The organism is Microtetraspora fusca (assembly GCF_001570365.1).
GTDB lineage: Bacteria > Actinomycetota > Actinomycetes > Streptosporangiales > Streptosporangiaceae > Microtetraspora > Microtetraspora fusca.
Genome location: NZ_BBYK01000101.1, coordinates 1 through 14,696, shown reverse-complemented (window position 1 = coordinate 14,696; position 14,696 = coordinate 1). Strand labels below are relative to the sequence as shown.

General features: G+C 67.2%; 16 protein-coding genes. 8 read left to right on the top strand and 8 right to left on the bottom strand.

What is annotated here, in order from left to right; all coding sequences use genetic code 11:
- Window positions 1-379: 379 nt before the first annotated feature.
- On the bottom strand, window positions 380-1,129 hold the full coding sequence (locus tag AWQ68_RS40050; protein ID WP_066951901.1) for a slipin family protein: 750 nt from the start codon (window positions 1,127-1,129) through the stop codon (window positions 380-382).
- A 125-nt stretch (window positions 1,130-1,254) separates the two neighbouring features.
- Here AWQ68_RS40050 and AWQ68_RS43340 point away from each other — a divergent pair, with 125 nt between their 5' ends.
- The 5 genes from AWQ68_RS43340 to AWQ68_RS40030 all read left to right on the top strand — a co-directional run bounded on the left by AWQ68_RS43340 (window position 1,255) and on the right by AWQ68_RS40030 (window position 5,489).
- Window positions 1,255-1,416, top strand: a complete 162-nt coding sequence (locus AWQ68_RS43340; protein ID WP_157546544.1) for a hypothetical protein — start codon at window positions 1,255-1,257, stop codon at window positions 1,414-1,416.
- Between the two features lie 503 nt (window positions 1,417-1,919).
- The gene (locus AWQ68_RS40045; protein WP_169809082.1) at window positions 1,920-2,912 is read left to right on the top strand and encodes an ABC transporter substrate-binding protein; all 993 of its coding nucleotides are present in this window, start codon (window positions 1,920-1,922) and stop codon (window positions 2,910-2,912) included.
- A gap of 24 nt (window positions 2,913-2,936) precedes the next feature.
- Entirely contained in the window at window positions 2,937-3,704 is a 768-nt protein-coding gene (locus AWQ68_RS40040; protein WP_066951895.1) for a class I SAM-dependent methyltransferase, read from the top strand.
- Window positions 3,701-4,732 (top strand): FecCD family ABC transporter permease, encoded by a 1,032-nt coding sequence (locus AWQ68_RS40035; RefSeq protein WP_066951894.1) that lies wholly within the window; start codon window positions 3,701-3,703, stop codon window positions 4,730-4,732. The genes AWQ68_RS40040 and AWQ68_RS40035 overlap by 4 nt, the downstream gene beginning before the upstream one ends.
- Window positions 4,713-5,489 carry an ABC transporter ATP-binding protein gene (locus AWQ68_RS40030; protein WP_066951891.1) on the top strand — a complete coding sequence of 259 codons (777 nt, stop codon included), beginning with the start codon at window positions 4,713-4,715 and terminating at the stop codon, window positions 5,487-5,489. The genes AWQ68_RS40035 and AWQ68_RS40030 overlap by 20 nt, the downstream gene beginning before the upstream one ends.
- Window positions 5,490-5,659: 170 nt before the next feature.
- Here the strand turns inward: AWQ68_RS40030 and AWQ68_RS40025 are convergent, their stop codons facing one another.
- Complete coding sequence (locus tag AWQ68_RS40025; RefSeq protein ID WP_084464944.1) at window positions 5,660-6,163, bottom strand: ABC transporter permease; 504 nt, start codon at window positions 6,161-6,163, stop codon at window positions 5,660-5,662.
- Between the two features lie 51 nt (window positions 6,164-6,214).
- Between AWQ68_RS40025 and AWQ68_RS43335 the strand changes: the two genes are divergently transcribed.
- A complete protein-coding gene (locus tag AWQ68_RS43335) occupies window positions 6,215-6,571 on the top strand; it encodes a hypothetical protein (RefSeq protein WP_157546541.1) in 357 nt (118 codons plus the stop codon).
- Window positions 6,572-6,867: 296 nt separating this feature from the next.
- Here AWQ68_RS43335 and AWQ68_RS40020 read toward each other — a convergent pair whose 3' ends face one another.
- The 3 genes from AWQ68_RS40020 to AWQ68_RS40010 form a co-directional block, all read right to left on the bottom strand.
- On the bottom strand, window positions 6,868-7,716 hold the full coding sequence (locus AWQ68_RS40020) for an aldo/keto reductase (RefSeq protein WP_218007258.1): 849 nt from the start codon (window positions 7,714-7,716) through the stop codon (window positions 6,868-6,870).
- A 1,157-nt stretch (window positions 7,717-8,873) separates the two neighbouring features.
- On the bottom strand, window positions 8,874-9,254 hold the full coding sequence (locus AWQ68_RS40015) for a hypothetical protein (protein WP_066951884.1): 381 nt from the start codon (window positions 9,252-9,254) through the stop codon (window positions 8,874-8,876).
- 280 nt (window positions 9,255-9,534) lie between these two features.
- Entirely contained in the window at window positions 9,535-9,882 is a 348-nt protein-coding gene (locus AWQ68_RS40010) for a hypothetical protein (RefSeq protein WP_066951904.1), read from the bottom strand.
- Window positions 9,883-10,537: 655 nt separating this feature from the next.
- Here AWQ68_RS40010 and AWQ68_RS40005 point away from each other — a divergent pair.
- Window positions 10,538-10,846, top strand: a complete 309-nt coding sequence (locus AWQ68_RS40005; protein WP_066951881.1) for a hypothetical protein — start codon at window positions 10,538-10,540, stop codon at window positions 10,844-10,846.
- 304 nt (window positions 10,847-11,150) lie between these two features.
- On the opposite strand, the gene AWQ68_RS46425 is transcribed toward AWQ68_RS40005, so the two are convergent.
- Window positions 11,151-11,501 (bottom strand): SCO4225 family membrane protein, encoded by a 351-nt coding sequence (locus AWQ68_RS46425; RefSeq protein WP_444543182.1) that lies wholly within the window; start codon window positions 11,499-11,501, stop codon window positions 11,151-11,153.
- Window positions 11,502-12,437: 936 nt separating this feature from the next.
- On the opposite strand from AWQ68_RS46425, the gene AWQ68_RS40000 reads away from it, so the two are divergent.
- Window positions 12,438-13,244, top strand: coding sequence for an LLM class flavin-dependent oxidoreductase (locus AWQ68_RS40000; RefSeq protein WP_066951878.1), 807 nt, complete (start codon window positions 12,438-12,440; stop codon window positions 13,242-13,244).
- Window positions 13,245-13,781: 537 nt separating this feature from the next.
- Here AWQ68_RS40000 and AWQ68_RS43330 read toward each other — a convergent pair.
- Both AWQ68_RS43330 and AWQ68_RS43895 read right to left on the bottom strand, forming a co-directional pair.
- Window positions 13,782-14,054, bottom strand: a complete 273-nt coding sequence (locus AWQ68_RS43330; RefSeq protein ID WP_157546538.1) for a hypothetical protein — start codon at window positions 14,052-14,054, stop codon at window positions 13,782-13,784.
- The coding region (locus tag AWQ68_RS43895; protein ID WP_218007257.1) for an SGNH/GDSL hydrolase family protein at window positions 14,051-14,696 on the bottom strand (646 nt) is incomplete at its 5' end. The genes AWQ68_RS43330 and AWQ68_RS43895, both read right to left, overlap by 4 nt.

Genomic DNA, 14,696 nt, shown 5'->3' with positions numbered 1-14,696 from the left:
CAGGCCCGGCCTCGCGCGGCTGGGGCCGCGCTCAGCGCCCATCTCGCGGTCAGACGGTCCCCAGATGGTCCCCGGCTCAGGGCCGTCTAGCCGATCGCAAGAACACCCACAACACAGCAACAAGGCCTGCTGACCAGGGCTCTTGCCCCGGCCGACAGGCCTTGTTCTACTGTCGGGACGACAGGATTTGAACCTGCGACCCCTTGACCCCCAGGCAACCCAAGCGGCCCGCCTGCACGACACTAGAACGGCTCTGAACTGGGAAAACGATCCCTGCTAGTCCATCAGCATCCGCACGCGTCCGGGTGCGTTGTCACTCAGTTAGTCACTCAGACGGCCCGGCCACTCACCGTCCGTCCGCTCATCTCGCCGGGAGTTCTCAAGACACGAGCGTCGGCGCCTCGGCGTTTTCGGGGTGTTCCTCGCTCACGAACCGGTTCACCGCGCTGACGCTGCTGAGGAACTGGGCGGGAAACACGATCGTGGAGTTGTGCTCCACGGCGATCTCGCTGAGTACCTGCAGATTGCGCAGCTGAAGCGCGATGGGGTGTGCTGCCATGACGTCGGCGGCCTCGGCCAGGCGTCCGGCGGACAGCGCCTCACCCTCGGCTGCGATGATCTTCGCTCGCTTCTCACGCTCGGCTTCGGCCTGGCGGGCCATCGCCCGCTGCATGGTGGGCGGCAGCTCGATGTCCTTAAGTTCCACCAGGAGGACGAACACGCCCCACTGCTGGGTGATGCGGTCGAGAATCAGCTTGATCGACTCGTTGAGTTTCTCCGTGTCGGTTAGCACCTGGTCCAGCAAGGAACGTCCGACAACGTTGCGGACCGTTGTCTGGGCGATCTGGCCGACTGCGGCTTCCACGTTCTCGATCTCGACGATCGACTTCACCGGGTCGACGCGACGGTAGTACGCGACTGCGGCGACGCCGATGGAGACGTTGTCGCGAGTGATGATCTGCTGCGACGGGATGGGCATGGTCACGGTGCGCAGGCTCACCTTCCGCATGCGGTCAACCAGCGGAATCATGAAGCGCAACCCGGGCTCGCGAACGTTGTGGACCTCCCCCAGCCGGAACACCACGCCGCGCTCGTACTGCCGCACGATGGCGACACCAAGATTCGGCATGATAACCTCCCTGCTTTCACGCTGCGCCCCCAGGAACCGCCGCGGCTAGAGACCTTAGCCCTCGGCCTCGCGGACTCGAGGTCCAATCGGGCCGCGGCCTCACCACTTTGGGGCTGGGACACGTCATGACCGCGGAGGCCGCACTGAGCGTCACCATGGAGAAGGCGATGACCAGCTGGCGGATCCCGCGCAGCGCGACCTTCGCCCCCGGGAGGCGCCGGCCGCTGGGAAACCAGCCCTCGACGAGATGGAGCGATCCGACGGCGCACGCGTCCGCCCTGCGCTGATCGCCAAGGCGGCCGAAGCAGGTGGCTCCGTGCCACACGCGGATGCAAGCCGAAACTCCTACGAGCGTCCGGCCGTCGGCGCGACCGGAGAGGACGCCGTCCCGGCTGGTCGAGCCCCTGCTGTCCATCTACGGCTAAGCGGGCGCGTACGTGAGGCAGTCGGGGCTCTGACTGACTCGCTTGTCCTTCTTCGTGGTCAGGTACGGGCTGAAGTGAGGATCGTGCTCGCTCCTGCCCCACACCCCAGGACATGCAGGTCCAGCCGATGCTCGCCGCAGCGCGCCTGCTCAGGATGGCGCGCGCGTCCGGCGCCACCGTGCTGCCGCATGAGCCGGTGACCGGGTTCCTGCGTGACGGCGCAGACCAGCTCATAGGTGACCGGTTGGGGAAGGCGCGGCGACGCCGCATGCCGTTGACCAGGTCGTCGTGCTCGATGGCGGCCGCATCGCCCAAGGCGGGCCGCCCGGCGACCACGTCCCCCGGCGATGCTAAGGTCAGCGAATATGAAAACCATTCCCATTCGTTGGGGTGTGGCGGTCGCCGTGCTGACCCTGGTCACCGCGTGCGGAAGCGGCACAGCGACGACCAACACCTCCGCGCCCCGAGGAACGCGGGTGACGAGTTGCGGGGTCACGCTGGAGATCCCGGCCCCGCCCCGGCGGGCGGTCGCCATGGAGCAGAACGCGGCAGAGATCATGCTGACCATGGGGCTGGCCGACCGCATGGCCGGCACCGCCTACCAGACCGACCCGGTGCCGCCCGAGCTGGAAGAGGCCTACGCCCGGGTTCCCGTACTCGCGCAGCAGTATCCGGGCCGTGAGGCGCTGCTGGCCAAGAAGCCGGACTTCGTCTACTCCATGCGCGCCTCGGCCTTCGCCCCCGAGGCCGCCGGATCCCGGCAGGACCTCGCCAAGCTGGGCGTTCCCGCGTACCTGTCGTCCAACGACTGCGAGGACCGGGCGCTCATCCCCGCGACGGCCGAGTTCGAGGCGATCTTCGGGGAGATCGACGACATCGCCACGGTCTTCGGGGTGCGCGAGCGGGGCCAGGCCGTGGTCGCCGACCTGCGCCGGCGGCTGGAGGAGGCCAAGCGCACCGCGCCGCAGAACCGCCACACCACGCTCATGTGGTACTACTCAGGCACCAAGACCCCCGCCATCGCGGGCGACACCGGCCTGCCCGGCACGATCACCAGGCTGCTGGGAGCACAAAACGCGTTCGCCGACGTCAAGCAGCAGTGGCCGGAGGGCAACTGGGAGGAGATCGCCGCCCGCGATCCCGACGTGATCGTGCTGGCCGACCTCACCCGCGGCGGCGACGGCGACAGCGCCGAGGCCAAGAAGCGTTTCCTGCGCGAAGACCCTGTCGCCTCCAAGCTCACCGCGGTCAAGAACGACCGCTTCATCGTCGTCCCCGGCTCCTCCATGGACCCGTCCGTCCGCAGCGTCACCGCCGTCGAGCAGGTCGGCCAGGGCCTGGCCCGCCTGTACGGCTGAAAGCACCACCGATAGGAGACCCCCTTGACCGCCCCCACGACCTCCCTGACCCCTCGCGACCTGCTGGCCCGCTGGGAGGAGCAGCAGAGCGCCTACGTCGCCCACCGCGAGAACCGCTTCGAGGTCATGCTGGACGTCCTTCGCCTGCACTCCCCCGCCGAGCCGACCGTGCTGGACCTGGCCTGCGGGCCGGGCTCGATCGCGGACCGGGTGCTGGCCCGCCTGCCCGGCTCCCGCGTCGTCGCCACCGACTATGACCCCGTGCTGGCCCGGCTCGCCGAGACCGTCCTCGGCGAGTATGGCGAGCGAGCCACCGTGATCGACGCCGACCTTGCCGAACCCGGATGGAGCCGGCGCTTCACCGGGTGGCGTTTCGACGCCGTCCTGACCTCGACCGCGCTGCACTGGCTGTCGCCTCAGCAGTTGCTCGGCGTCTACACCGAGCTGGCCGCGATCCTGCCGCCCGGCGCGGTCCTGCTCAACGCCGACCACCTCCGCTTCGAAGCCGAGCACCCAACCCTCGCCGAGGTGTCGGCCCGCCATGACGAGCAGGTGCAGCAGGCCGCCTTCGCCGCCGGCGCCAGTACCTGGGGCGAATGGTGGAGCCTGGCCGGGCAACTGCCCGACCTCGCCCAGCGGGTCGCCGAGCGCGAGCGGCGTTTCGCCGAGCGGCCGCCTCAGCCCCTGGCCCCGTTGGCCTTCCACCTGGCCGCGCTCCGTACGGCTGGCTTCACCGAGGTGGGCACCGTCTGGCAGTACCTCGACGACTACGTCGTCTTCGCCAGGCGATGAGGAAGCGCGGTACGGCCCTCGCGATCGTCGGGGGCCTGCTGCTCCTGGCGCTGTCGATCGCGGCCGCCTCCGTGGTGGGGGCCGCGGGGCTGTCTCCCGCCGATGTGCTGCGCACGGTCGCAGCCCATGTCGGCCTGCCGGTGGAGCCGCTCGCGCCGCTGGACGACGGCATCATCTGGGAGCTGCGCCTGCCGAGGGTGCTCCTGGCGGTGCTGGTGGGAGCCGGCCTCTCGGTGTGCGGGGCCGTGCTGCAGGCGCTGACCCGCAACCCACTGGCCGACCCGTACCTGTTGGGGATCTCCTCCGGCGCCTCCACCGGGGCGGTGGCCGTGCTGGTTCTGGGCCTGGGCGCCGGGGCCGCGGCGCTGTCGGCGGGCGCGTTCAGCGGCAGCGTGCTCGCCTTCTGCTGCGTGCTCGCCATGATCGGCCGGCAGTTCGGCAGCACGATCCGCGTCGTGCTGGCCGGTGTGGTGGTCTCGCAGTTGTTCAGCGCTCTGACCAGCCTCATTGTGATCTGGGCGGCGGACGCGCAGAGCACCCGCGGGGTGACGTTCTGGCTGCTCGGCTCGCTGGCCTCGGCGAGCTGGGCGAGCGTGGCCTTGTGTGCCGTCGTCGCGGCGGCGGGAATGCTCGCCTGCTGGCTGGCCTCCGCTGCGCTGGACGCGTTCGCCTTCGGCCGGGAGGCCGCAGCGTCGCTGGGCATCGCCCCGGCCAGGACGGAGCTGATCCTGTTCACGATCACCGCGCTCACCACGGCGGTGCTGGTCGCGGCGAGCGGCGCGATCGGCTTCGTCGGCCTGATCGTCCCGCATGCCGTGCGCGCTCTCACCGGCGGCCGGCACCATGCCCTGCTCCCTGCCTGTGCCTTGTACGGCGGCGTGTTCCTGCTCGCCGCCGACACCGTCGCCCGCACCGCTTTCGCACCTCGCGAGATTCCCGTCGGCGTGCTGACGGCGCTGATCGGCGTCCCCGCCTTCGCGCTCATCATGCGGCGGAGAAAGGAGAGCCGTGAGCCTGCGCGCCCATGACGTCACGTGGACGACCCAGGGCCGACCGATCGTCGACGGGATCACCGTCGAGATCACCCCCGGTGGCCTCACGGGGCTGCTCGGCCCGAACGGCTCGGGCAAGTCCACCCTCCTGCGGCTGCTCGCCGGGCTGCTGCGACCGCGTGGCGGCGCGGTTCTGCTCGACGGCCACGACCTGGACCGCCTGCCGCGGCGCGACGTGGCCCGCCGCATGGCGGTGGTCGCCCAGGAAGTGAGCACCGACGCGGAGCTGACCGTCCTCGACGTGGTGCTGCTGGGACGTATCCCGCATCGCCGCCGCCTGGCGGCCGCCGCAAGCAAGACGGACCTGGCGCACGCCCGCCGCGCCCTGCGCCGGTGCGGCCTGGCCGATCTGGAGCACCGCCGCTGGTCCACGCTCTCCGGCGGTGAGCGTCAGCGGGTGAACATCGCCCGCGCACTGGCCCAGGAACCCTCCGAACTGCTGCTCGACGAACCCACCAACCACCTCGACATCGCGCACCAGCTCACCCTCCTGGACCTGCTCGCCGCAACACCGGTCACCGTCGTCACCGCCCTGCACGATCTCAACCTCGCCGCCCAATACTGCGACCACCTCCTGCTGCTGCATGAAGGACGGCTCATCGCCGCGGGCCCTCCGGGACAGGTCCTCACCGAGGAGACGGTGGAGCGCGTCTACCGCGTACGAGCGGAGATCACCACCTCCGCCACAGGCCGCCCCAGCCTGCGATTCCTGAGTTCATCTATCCCCGCATAAACGCCCTTTCCCTGGGTTGCGACAAGGCGACCGCCTGGTCGCATCATGCAGAGTCGGTTGCGGCTTGACATCTAAGCTCCTGGGATGTCGTTCAAGCGGGGAGCATCTGTGTCGGTACGGGCTGTCTCGTTCGTGGTGTTGTTGCTGGCATGGGAGGCGGGCCGTTCACCTCACCCGACCCGTTGCAGGGCCTTCTCGCGGCGTTGGGCCACGCTGGAACCCGACTCCCGGCGTGCCATCCGGCGCAGGACGAGCGCCGCGAGGATCAGGCCGAGTACGGCCCAGGCCCCGAGCACCCCGGCAGTTTCCAGGTGCCGCCAGGACTCGCCGATCTCGACGGCGACCGCGCTGTCGGGCAGCAAGGCCGAACGCATGCCGAGGGCCAGCCAGTAGATCGGGAAGACCTGGGCGATCCATTGCACCAAGTCCGGGAGCACGGTGATCGGGTAGAAGATGCCGGAGAGCGCGATCAGGCCGAGGATCGGCAGCTGGAGCAGTCCTTGGCTGCGTACGCTGACGTACACCGAGCCCAGCACCGCGCCGATCGGCAGGCTCGTCATCAACCCCAGCGCCAGCACCCAGCTGATCAAGGCGCCGACCCCGTCTGCGCCGACGCAACGAGCGGCACACGGTCGGCAACCCGTGAACGTCACGGCACGAGGGGCCCGATTCATGGTGTTCCGGCGTAGGTTGGGGATCGACGTCGGAGATAGGTGGTGTCGCTTATGAAACAGGACGCCACATCTCGCGGTCGGGTGAGCGGTGGTGCCCAGCACACGGACGTGCCGGGTGGCGTGCTCGATGACGGCGAGGATGTACTGACGCTGTCCATTGAGCGAGACGGTCTCGATGAAGTCGCAGGCCAAAATAGCGTCGGCTTGCGAACGCAGGAAGTCGGCCCACGTGCTGGACGCCCGCTCTGGAGCCGGGTCGACACCTTCCTGTTTGAGGATCTACCAGACCGTGGACGGAGCCACCGTGATGCCCGTGTCATTGGTGGCGCCGGCGGTGCGCAGGAGTTCGAGGTGTCGGGCGACCATCCCGACCGGCAGCGGCTCGTCGAACTGGAGCTCAAGGGATAAGCACATAGCCCCTCATCCTGTTTCATCGCCCCCTGCGACGGCACCAGAAACGGCAGACAGCTCGTCCCCGCTCGTGTTCTTCAGGTCCGGATGCTGGGTGCCAGTGAACTTCTTGCTCCTATCCCTAAGGCACTACGCCAGGCCGAGCGTGGCCTGGACGCTTACAGCCAGGTCGAGGAGTGGGCGTACGGCACCTGGGGCCAGATCCACATCGGCATGGCCCTGGCCCACATCGCGAAGCATGTGATCGCGAGCACCGCAGACCGCTGCCTGCTTCTGAGGACGACGTCCGGCCGTCACCCGACCGCGGGGACGTCGGACCAGCGTTCGGTCAGCCCCTTGACCTCATCGGGGGTGAGCGAGAGCTGAGCGGCACCGAGGTTCTCCTCCAGGTGCCCGACCCTGGTGGTTCCTGGAATGGGGAGCACCGCCGGCGACAGATGCAGCAGCCAGGCCAGGGCGAGCTGGGCGGGGCTCACCCCGCGAGAACGCGCCAGGGAGTCCAGCTCCCCACCGGGGCGGGTCAGGTCGCCACGTCCGAGAGGGAAGAACGGGATGAAACCGATCTCCTCCCGCGTGCAGTACTCCAGGGTGTCCCGGTAGCGCTGCCTGGTGAGGTTGTAGATGTTCTGCACACTGGCCACCTCCACGACCCGACGGGCGGCGTGGAGGTCATCTAGAGTCACCTCGGACAGACCGATGTGCCGGATCTTGCCCTCGGCCCGCAGCGAAGCCAGTTCGCCCAGCTGATCCTCCAACGGCACCGACGGGTCGATCCGGTGCAGGTGGTAGAGGTCGATCCGGTCCAGCCTGAGCCGCCGAAGGCTCATCTCCACACACTGTCGCAGGTATTCGGGCCGCCCCACGGCCTTCCACTGGTCCGGCCCCTGCCTGGTCAGTCCGCCCTTGGTGGAGATGACCAGCTCCGGCGGATAGGGGTGGAGCGCCTCGGCGACGAGGCTTTCGCTCACGTAGGGGCCGTAGGAGTCGGCCGTGTCGACGAGGTTGACGCCGAGCTCGACAGCCCGCCTGAGCACCCGTACCGCACCTGCGCGGTCGGCCGGCTCGCCCCAGATGCCCGGCCCGGTGAGCCGCATCGTGCCGAACCCCAGCCGCGCCACGGGTAGATCGCCGCCTATGAGCAACACGCATCACTCCCTTGATCGAGTCTCCGCGCACGTAACCACACCTCGGGCCCGGCCCGCCACCCGATTTACGGCTGATGCCCGGTCCCGCCAGCACGACGAAGGGCGCCCGCACCGATCTCATCCGACCGGTGTGGACGCGGACATTCATGTCGATCGCCCTGCGCAGGCAGGGTGTCGTGGGTGCGATCGCGCCGAGTTCTTCCGCGCTGGCCAGAGCCCTGACCGCGGTCGTGCCCACGAGCGGCGATCGCCCCGGTACGGCGTGCGCCGACGTCGAACCCGTATCGGCCCAGGTCCCTGCTCACGGATCTGGAGCTTCGGGTTGTTCGGTGAAGCAGGCCCCCGCAGTGGCCCGCAAGGGGAACGGCACGGCTTTTGAAAGGTCATGCGCGGTGGGTCAGAGCCGGCCGAGGGCCCTGCGCGGCGGCGGATCTGGGACATCAGGAGCTCGTAACTGCCGATCAAGGCCAGTGACGGCCATGCCGCGATGATGCGGCCGATCAGGCTGGGCTCGGCGATGGCAACGTTCGCGCCGAGGCTGGCGAGGCTGCCGACCACGAGCAGGATCCAGCCCGTCCTCGCCACCAAGAGGCCGCATGCCGAGGCGCGTCCCCGGCCAACACGGATCTGACATCTCCGACGCAGTGGCATCCGAAGCGTGCTCAGCCTCCAGACCAGGCGCCACTCCTCATGCTGCGAGACCGCATGTCCGATGTCGCTGCAGGAGGGCTTTTGAACCTGCCGCCCCTTTACATCTGAGCATCGCGCGGAGGCTACGGTCAGCGTGGCCGTCGGGAAGGGGCAGCCTTGACGAGCAGAAGCCCTGTTTCTGCGGGGAATACGACGCCGACAGGCATCCGTCTCCGTGTCATCTGTGACAGTCACTCAGTTAGTCACTCAGCAACAGAAAAGGGGCCTCAGATGATCTCCGAAGCCCCTTCCGACCTGCGAAAACGCGGTCGGGACGACAGGATTTGAACCTGCGACCCCTTGACCCCCAGGACGTTGGCGTAGTCGTTTATGCAGCTCAACCGGGTTCAGAAGGGTGAGAGCAAGGTGACCGCCCGTGCTGATCGTTCGGCGATGTGCATAGCGTGTGGTCCCCGAATGGTCCCCAGGTCTCCGCATACCTCGGATGTACAGCAGTCACGTCTTCAGGCCTCGGCGTTCTGGGCAGCCATCAAAGCTTCAAAGAGCTGCCACCCGTCGATTTCCCTGGTGCCGGGCCTCGTGGGCAACTCTTCACGCGCTGCTGCAATCTGAAGGAGGCGGTGGACTGTCTTAGGCTCGTAGAGGTTCAACTCGTCACGTTCGGGGAGTGCTGCCACGGTGCCAGCCTCGAAGTAGGTGTTGGAGATAACCCTGTCCGGGCCGGGCCGGAAGACGATCGACAGGCGGGAACGTGAGCCCTCCCGCCAGAGCGACAGGGTTAGACGGCAGTTCTCATACCGGTTCCTGTCGAGCTTCTGGCGCACCGACCAGAGACATATAGTGTCGCCATCGACGAGGCGGCGCAGCCTGCGATCGTTCTTCACACCCTCGTCCTAGAGTTGGGCCACTGCCGACTTCCCGAAGTAGGCGCGGCGCCTTGACGATAGACGGTTGTGTTGCCCTTGCACAGTGATTAACCGGGTGGAGCCGGGGGCGGCGGACGAGTCGGCCTATAGGCCGGGTACAAATTCCGCATCCTCTCTACCTGCACGCTCTCGCCCCACCTCCGACGCGACCTGCGATGGTGCTTCCGTTCGTTGTCATCGCTTGCCAGCACTTTCCGGTGCCATGTGCCCCCAAAGTGCCCCCGCCAGATGCATCACGCTACGACTGATCGTGGTGGGAGACGTCGTGCAGCCAGTGAGCGAAGTACCTGCGTACAGCGTCGCTGTCCCGAGGATTCAGGGCCAGCCATTCGCGGGCGGCCCGAACCATCTCGGCCTTAGCAAGGTCTTCCTCGGCTGGCTTGAGCTCCACCCAGTCGGTGAGATCACCCCACAGGTTGTACATGCTGACCGCGTACTCGTAGTCGCCGGTGGCGATGACCTCGATCGTGTCGCCCATGAATTGCAGCGCGACGTCGTAAGGGTCGTCCGCGCGAAGGAGCTGTCCCGCGAGCTCGCGGGTGTGCTCGAGATAGGCTGGCCAAACCTCGTCGTCTGAGCTGCTCACGGACCGAGAGTCACACGTCGCCGTTCCCGGCCGCAAATCCTGGTGGACCACTTCCTTATCAGGCAACGACGACACCCGTTTGAACTGGTCTCACAGAGTCGCCACGTGCGGGGATCGTCTGCTGTCGTCCGCCAGCGTCCATGGTTGTCCATCGCCGTTGTCACGCAGTTGGTCACGCACCCGACCTTCTACTTACAAGAGAAGGGCAGATGCCTTGTCAACGGCATCCCCGCCTGCTCACGCGGTAGATGCGGGCCAGTGGTGTGTGATCGTGTAAGGCGGCGTTGCTGTACGGGCTGCTGTACAGCTTTACGCCTAGGGATCACCGCGAGACCCGGGCCGGCGGCCAGGTTCGGCCACAACATCGAGATCTGATCTGTCCTGACGGCTGACCTGCGGGGACTGCCCAGTTCATGCGCTGAGCTGGGCTTTCAGCGTTCGCCACTTTTCATCGTTTCGCGCTGCTTTTCGCGCTCATGTGCCCTGGCTGTGCCCGCCAGATACAACGCCCAACCTCGCAGGGTGACGGGATAACCCTGCCCCGCCCAACCTGAGTCGCCCCGGCTTCGGTGGAGACGAGGCTCTGGGTCAGTACTTCCGCACCTGAGGGCCGAGATGGAATGATCCTTCTCATCGATGATTAGAAGGATCACGTATGTCCAGCAGAGCGATCGCGTTCATCGCCTTCCTGTTTATTGGTGCCGGTGTGCTTGCTGGTGTGATGCCCCTCACCAAAGGCGGCTCGGAGTGCGGGTCAGCCTTCGTCTCGCCGTCACTTGCCGCCGGCCAGGACCATGTGAACGAGTGCGAGGATGTTCGCAATCTGGTTCAGATCCCAACGACGATTTTGCTGGCCATCGGCGGTGCGTTGCTACTCGCGGCCTTCTTCTTGGATGTTCGTCTGACTGTGGAGAGACATCGAAGAGAAGAGCAGCAGCAAAGCGCAGCACCCGGGGATTCGTGAACCGCTCTGGGTCCGCTGGGGGTGGCGGACCGCTTCCTTATCAGGCAACGACGACACCCGTTTGAACTGGTCTCACAGAGTCGCCACGTGCGGGGATCGTCTGCTGTCGTCCGCCAGCGTCCATGGTTGTCCATCGCCGTTGTCACGCAGTTGGTCACGCACCCGACCTTCTACTTACAAGGGAAGGGCACGACCCTCGTCGGCGACTCCTCGTCCTGCTCGGCCGGTAGATGCTGGCCGGTGAGGTGTGAGGGTGTGAGGCGGGGTTGCTGTACGGCGATCCTCTCGCCATAGCCTTGAAAGGCTAACCGCCTTGTCGGCGGTGCTGATCAATCCTACGCAGGAGTATGCGCAGAACTACCGCTTGAATAAGTCCCGAAAGTAGAACCGGAGCCCACACCAGTATTGGAATCAACCAGTTAAGTTCGTCAGGCATCCCTTGAAATGAAATGTGGTCACTCTGAAAAATAAGCGTCGGCAACATGCTCATTGGAAAGCTGACCAGCAACAGCGGCCAGAGAGCGACGCTATCCTTTCCATTTAGCATGGGGATGAGCGAAACTAAGCCGACAACTCCAACCAGAGCGGCGTACGAAGCGACTAATTTATCAATAGCGGACAGGCTAACGACCCATCCACGGAGACGCGCGAGCATAACATTCTCCTTACGGTGATATCACCGAACCGTCCCAGGCGCCCTGGAGTGCGCCGAGCGGGAGGATTCCTACTTTTCACTCCTGCCCGCACTACGGGCTTCAGGCTCCCAGACCTCTGCATGCTCCTCCCCCTGATGACCTCGTACGCTGTCGACCCACCGCGGAGCGGCAGCGGGCCTGATCCTGTGCGGGTAACACGTGGTCACGTCCACTGGGGTGGTGTACGAGTAGCCACCACCTCCGTGGACGTGACCCAGGTCGGCCCCAAGCACTACCGCCCGCCTACCGTGCCCGCATGCGACTGGACACCGAAGTCACGTGGACGCTTGGCGGCGTTCGGACGCGCAGCGGCCGGAACCCGATGGGGGCGAGCCGGGCGAACTCGGGGTGCCGGTAAGAACGCTGTCATAAGCCAAACGGCGTTGATCTTGTACGGAATTGATCATTCGTGCGAGCACACACCGTGACGGCGATTGCACACAGCTACTTTGGGGCTCATCGCAGCTTCCATCGTGACACCGCGAGATCGCCAATCGTTAATGCGCTGCATGGGCCGCCAACCAGTACGAAGTGCAGGCGTTCTGCACCACGATGGATCCCCACTCGCTGGAGAAGGCTCTTGGCCAGATGTCGGGGTCTACGCCACAACCCAGGTGTGAACACGCGCAAGGACTGGCCCAGCCTGTAGTACCTCATCGCGATCGCGCCCCTGCCCGCTACGGGTCTCGCTCAGTCTGCTGTTGTATGGCGGCTGCCTGACTCCATGCCTCCTGCGCGGCGCGGTTGGCCTCGGCGACAGCAGCGTCGGCCTGCTCGCGGGTCTGCCGGATCTGCTCTGTTGCTTCCTCTTGGGCGGCGCTCACCCGCTCGTCGGCGCCGCGCTGCGCGATCGCAGCACCCCCGGAACTGTCGGTGTCAGGTGCTTGGGTGGGGGCATGCGTTACGGTATCGACGTTGCGATCCTCGGTGACCTCGCGGAGCCGGCACACCTGGTCACCCTCGCCAGGGAGGCCGAGGCCGCCGGGTGGGACGCCGTGCTGGTGTGGGACCACTTGGCCTTCACCTGGGGCATGCCATCGGCCGACCCGTGGGTGACGCTGGCCGCGGCGGCGCAGGCGACCTCGCGCATCAGGCTGGGCACGGCGGTGACGGCCGTGGCCCGGCACCGCCCGGAAAGGCTGGCCCAGACGGTGGCGACGCTCGACAGGCTGAGCGGCGGCCGCGCGATCCTGGGCACCGGGCTGGGCGGCGTGAGGCAGGAGTTCACCGCCTTCGGCTCAACGCGTCCCGGTGGGGTCGTGCTCGACGAGGCACTCGACGTGATGGTCTCGCTCTGGTCCGGCGAGGAGGTGCACCACCGGGGCGCTCATTACACCGTCGACGGGGTGCGGCTTGCGCCGCTGCCCCTCCAGCGGCCCCGGGTGCCGGTGTGGGTCGGCGGCACGGCTCCGGGTGCCCTTCGGCGTGCCGCCCGATGGGACGGCTGGATCGTCGTCGGCGACGACCGGGAGGGCCGCATGGCGCTTTCACCTGACTCCCTGGCCGCCCAAATCAGCGAGCTGCGCCGGCACCGGGCGAACGCGGGCGACCTCGACGTGGCGGTCATCGGGGTGAGCGAGCCAGGCTCGTCGGTCCGGGACTACGCCGCCGCGGGCGCCACGTGGTGGCTGGAGCACCTCCACAGCTACCGGGGGTCGATGGAACGACTGGTGCGGCGCGTCAAGGCGGGCCCGCCCGTGTGAAGCACCTGCGATGCGCGCGTGGCTCAGGACAGCTCGATGCACAGGCTCACAGCGTCTCGGCGTGCCAAGGCGGCCTGCGAGATCGCCTCGGCGGCCGAGGCGGATGGGTTCAGCGGGCCGGCGCACATACGCGAAGAGCTGTACGCACGGGCTCAGCCGATGGTTAGGACCAGCAGGGCCACGGGCCTGTTTTGACGCCCTCTCCGCGCGGGCGGGCCCCGTGATCGCGTCCCTTCCGAATATTCCGCCGGAATGCTGATAAGGAACCGTCAAGTTGACCGTCTGGGGTCTGTCCGATGCGGGCAGTCGGCGCGGCGGTCTCGGCGTCGGGACGGCCGCATTCCTCGCCCCTGGTCGCCCTGGTCCGGGCCTCCCATACGGCCGGTCCTGGCGCTCAACGTGCCCGAAGCCGCGCTGTGCAGCGTGCGCGATGGGACTCGCCTGCACGGCAGGGCCGGTAGGCGAGCCCCGAGGCGTCCGGATCAGGCGGACGCCGGTCCGTGGTCGCTCAGCTCTTGATCTGGTCGGTGTCGACCCTCAGTTCATGAGCTGGTTGACGTTAATCTTCACCTCGTAATGGGATCCGCCGCCAGATGTAGGCCACAGGTAGGGCAGCGGCTGCTCCAGGTCGATGGGGATGATCGGATTCGTGGGCTGGACGCTATCGACCGGATAGATGTTCCATTGCGGGGTCGAATCTGTCGTCCCCGGTCCGGGGGAGGGCTGTGAGCCGGTGGGGGTGGGCTTGGGCTCCGTGGCCGTGCCGGGCCACTCATGAGGCAGTGGCGGGTCGATGTTGACGTAGGTCATGGTCGAGCGTGGGCCCGTGTAGGGGGTGCCGGCTCCGCCCGGGCCGGTGATGCCGCCGCTCGAGGTGCTCTGGGTGGGAGTGGCGGGCAGATGTGGCGATCGCTGGGGCTGGCATCGCACGGGTCCGCCGCTCTGGCCGGTGGACGGGCTCCGTCGGGCGCCTTGATACGCAGCCCGAGCTCACCCGCGATCATCAGGGCGTAGTGGCCCGCCAGTGCCTTCTGTCCCTGTTGGTTGGGATGTCCTGACTGTTGTGTTCTGTTGAAGCTGTCCCCTCCCGGGGCGGGGGTCCAGGCGACGTTACGGATGTAGGGGGCCTTGGTCCCCAACTCGTGGCCGGTGAGGGCGTTTTCGATGTCCAGCATGTCGGTGGCGATCCCGTTGTCGGCCAGGACCTGCTGTGCCTTCTTGATGGAGGCGGTCAGCCGAGGCGCCAGAGTGCGGAGTTTCGCCCAGTCCGCCGGACGGTTCCGCACCGTCCATCCCATGAGGCCTCCGGGCTGGCGACCGTCTGCGACGCCCTGGGGATAGTTGACCATCATTATTCTGGCCTTGCCGCTGGTGGCGACGCGCATCGCCCGCACGAGCTGCACCAGCCGCGCCGACAGGGTCGACGGTTGCGTCAGCGGTCGGACGAAGGGT

Excerpts from the sequence above, each read along its gene's own strand:
- AWQ68_RS40050 (WP_066951901.1), bottom strand. The coding sequence starts at position 1,129 with ATGCCGAATCTTGGTGTCGCCATCGTGCGGCAGTACGAGCGCGGCGTG.
- AWQ68_RS43340 (WP_157546544.1), top strand. The coding sequence starts at position 1,255 with ATGACCGCGGAGGCCGCACTGAGCGTCACCATGGAGAAGGCGATGACC.
- AWQ68_RS40045 (WP_169809082.1), top strand. The coding sequence starts at position 1,920 with ATGAAAACCATTCCCATTCGTTGGGGTGTGGCGGTCGCCGTGCTGACC.
- AWQ68_RS40035 (WP_066951894.1), top strand. The coding sequence starts at position 3,701 with ATGAGGAAGCGCGGTACGGCCCTCGCGATCGTCGGGGGCCTGCTGCTC.
- AWQ68_RS40025 (WP_084464944.1), bottom strand. The coding sequence starts at position 6,163 with ATGAATCGGGCCCCTCGTGCCGTGACGTTCACGGGTTGCCGACCGTGT.
- AWQ68_RS43335 (WP_157546541.1), top strand. The coding sequence starts at position 6,215 with ATGAAACAGGACGCCACATCTCGCGGTCGGGTGAGCGGTGGTGCCCAG.
- AWQ68_RS40005 (WP_066951881.1), top strand. The coding sequence starts at position 10,538 with ATGTCCAGCAGAGCGATCGCGTTCATCGCCTTCCTGTTTATTGGTGCC.
- AWQ68_RS46425 (WP_444543182.1), bottom strand. The coding sequence starts at position 11,501 with ATGCTCGCGCGTCTCCGTGGATGGGTCGTTAGCCTGTCCGCTATTGAT.
- AWQ68_RS40000 (WP_066951878.1), top strand. The coding sequence starts at position 12,438 with ATGCGTTACGGTATCGACGTTGCGATCCTCGGTGACCTCGCGGAGCCG.
- AWQ68_RS43330 (WP_157546538.1), bottom strand. The coding sequence starts at position 14,054 with ATGACCTACGTCAACATCGACCCGCCACTGCCTCATGAGTGGCCCGGC.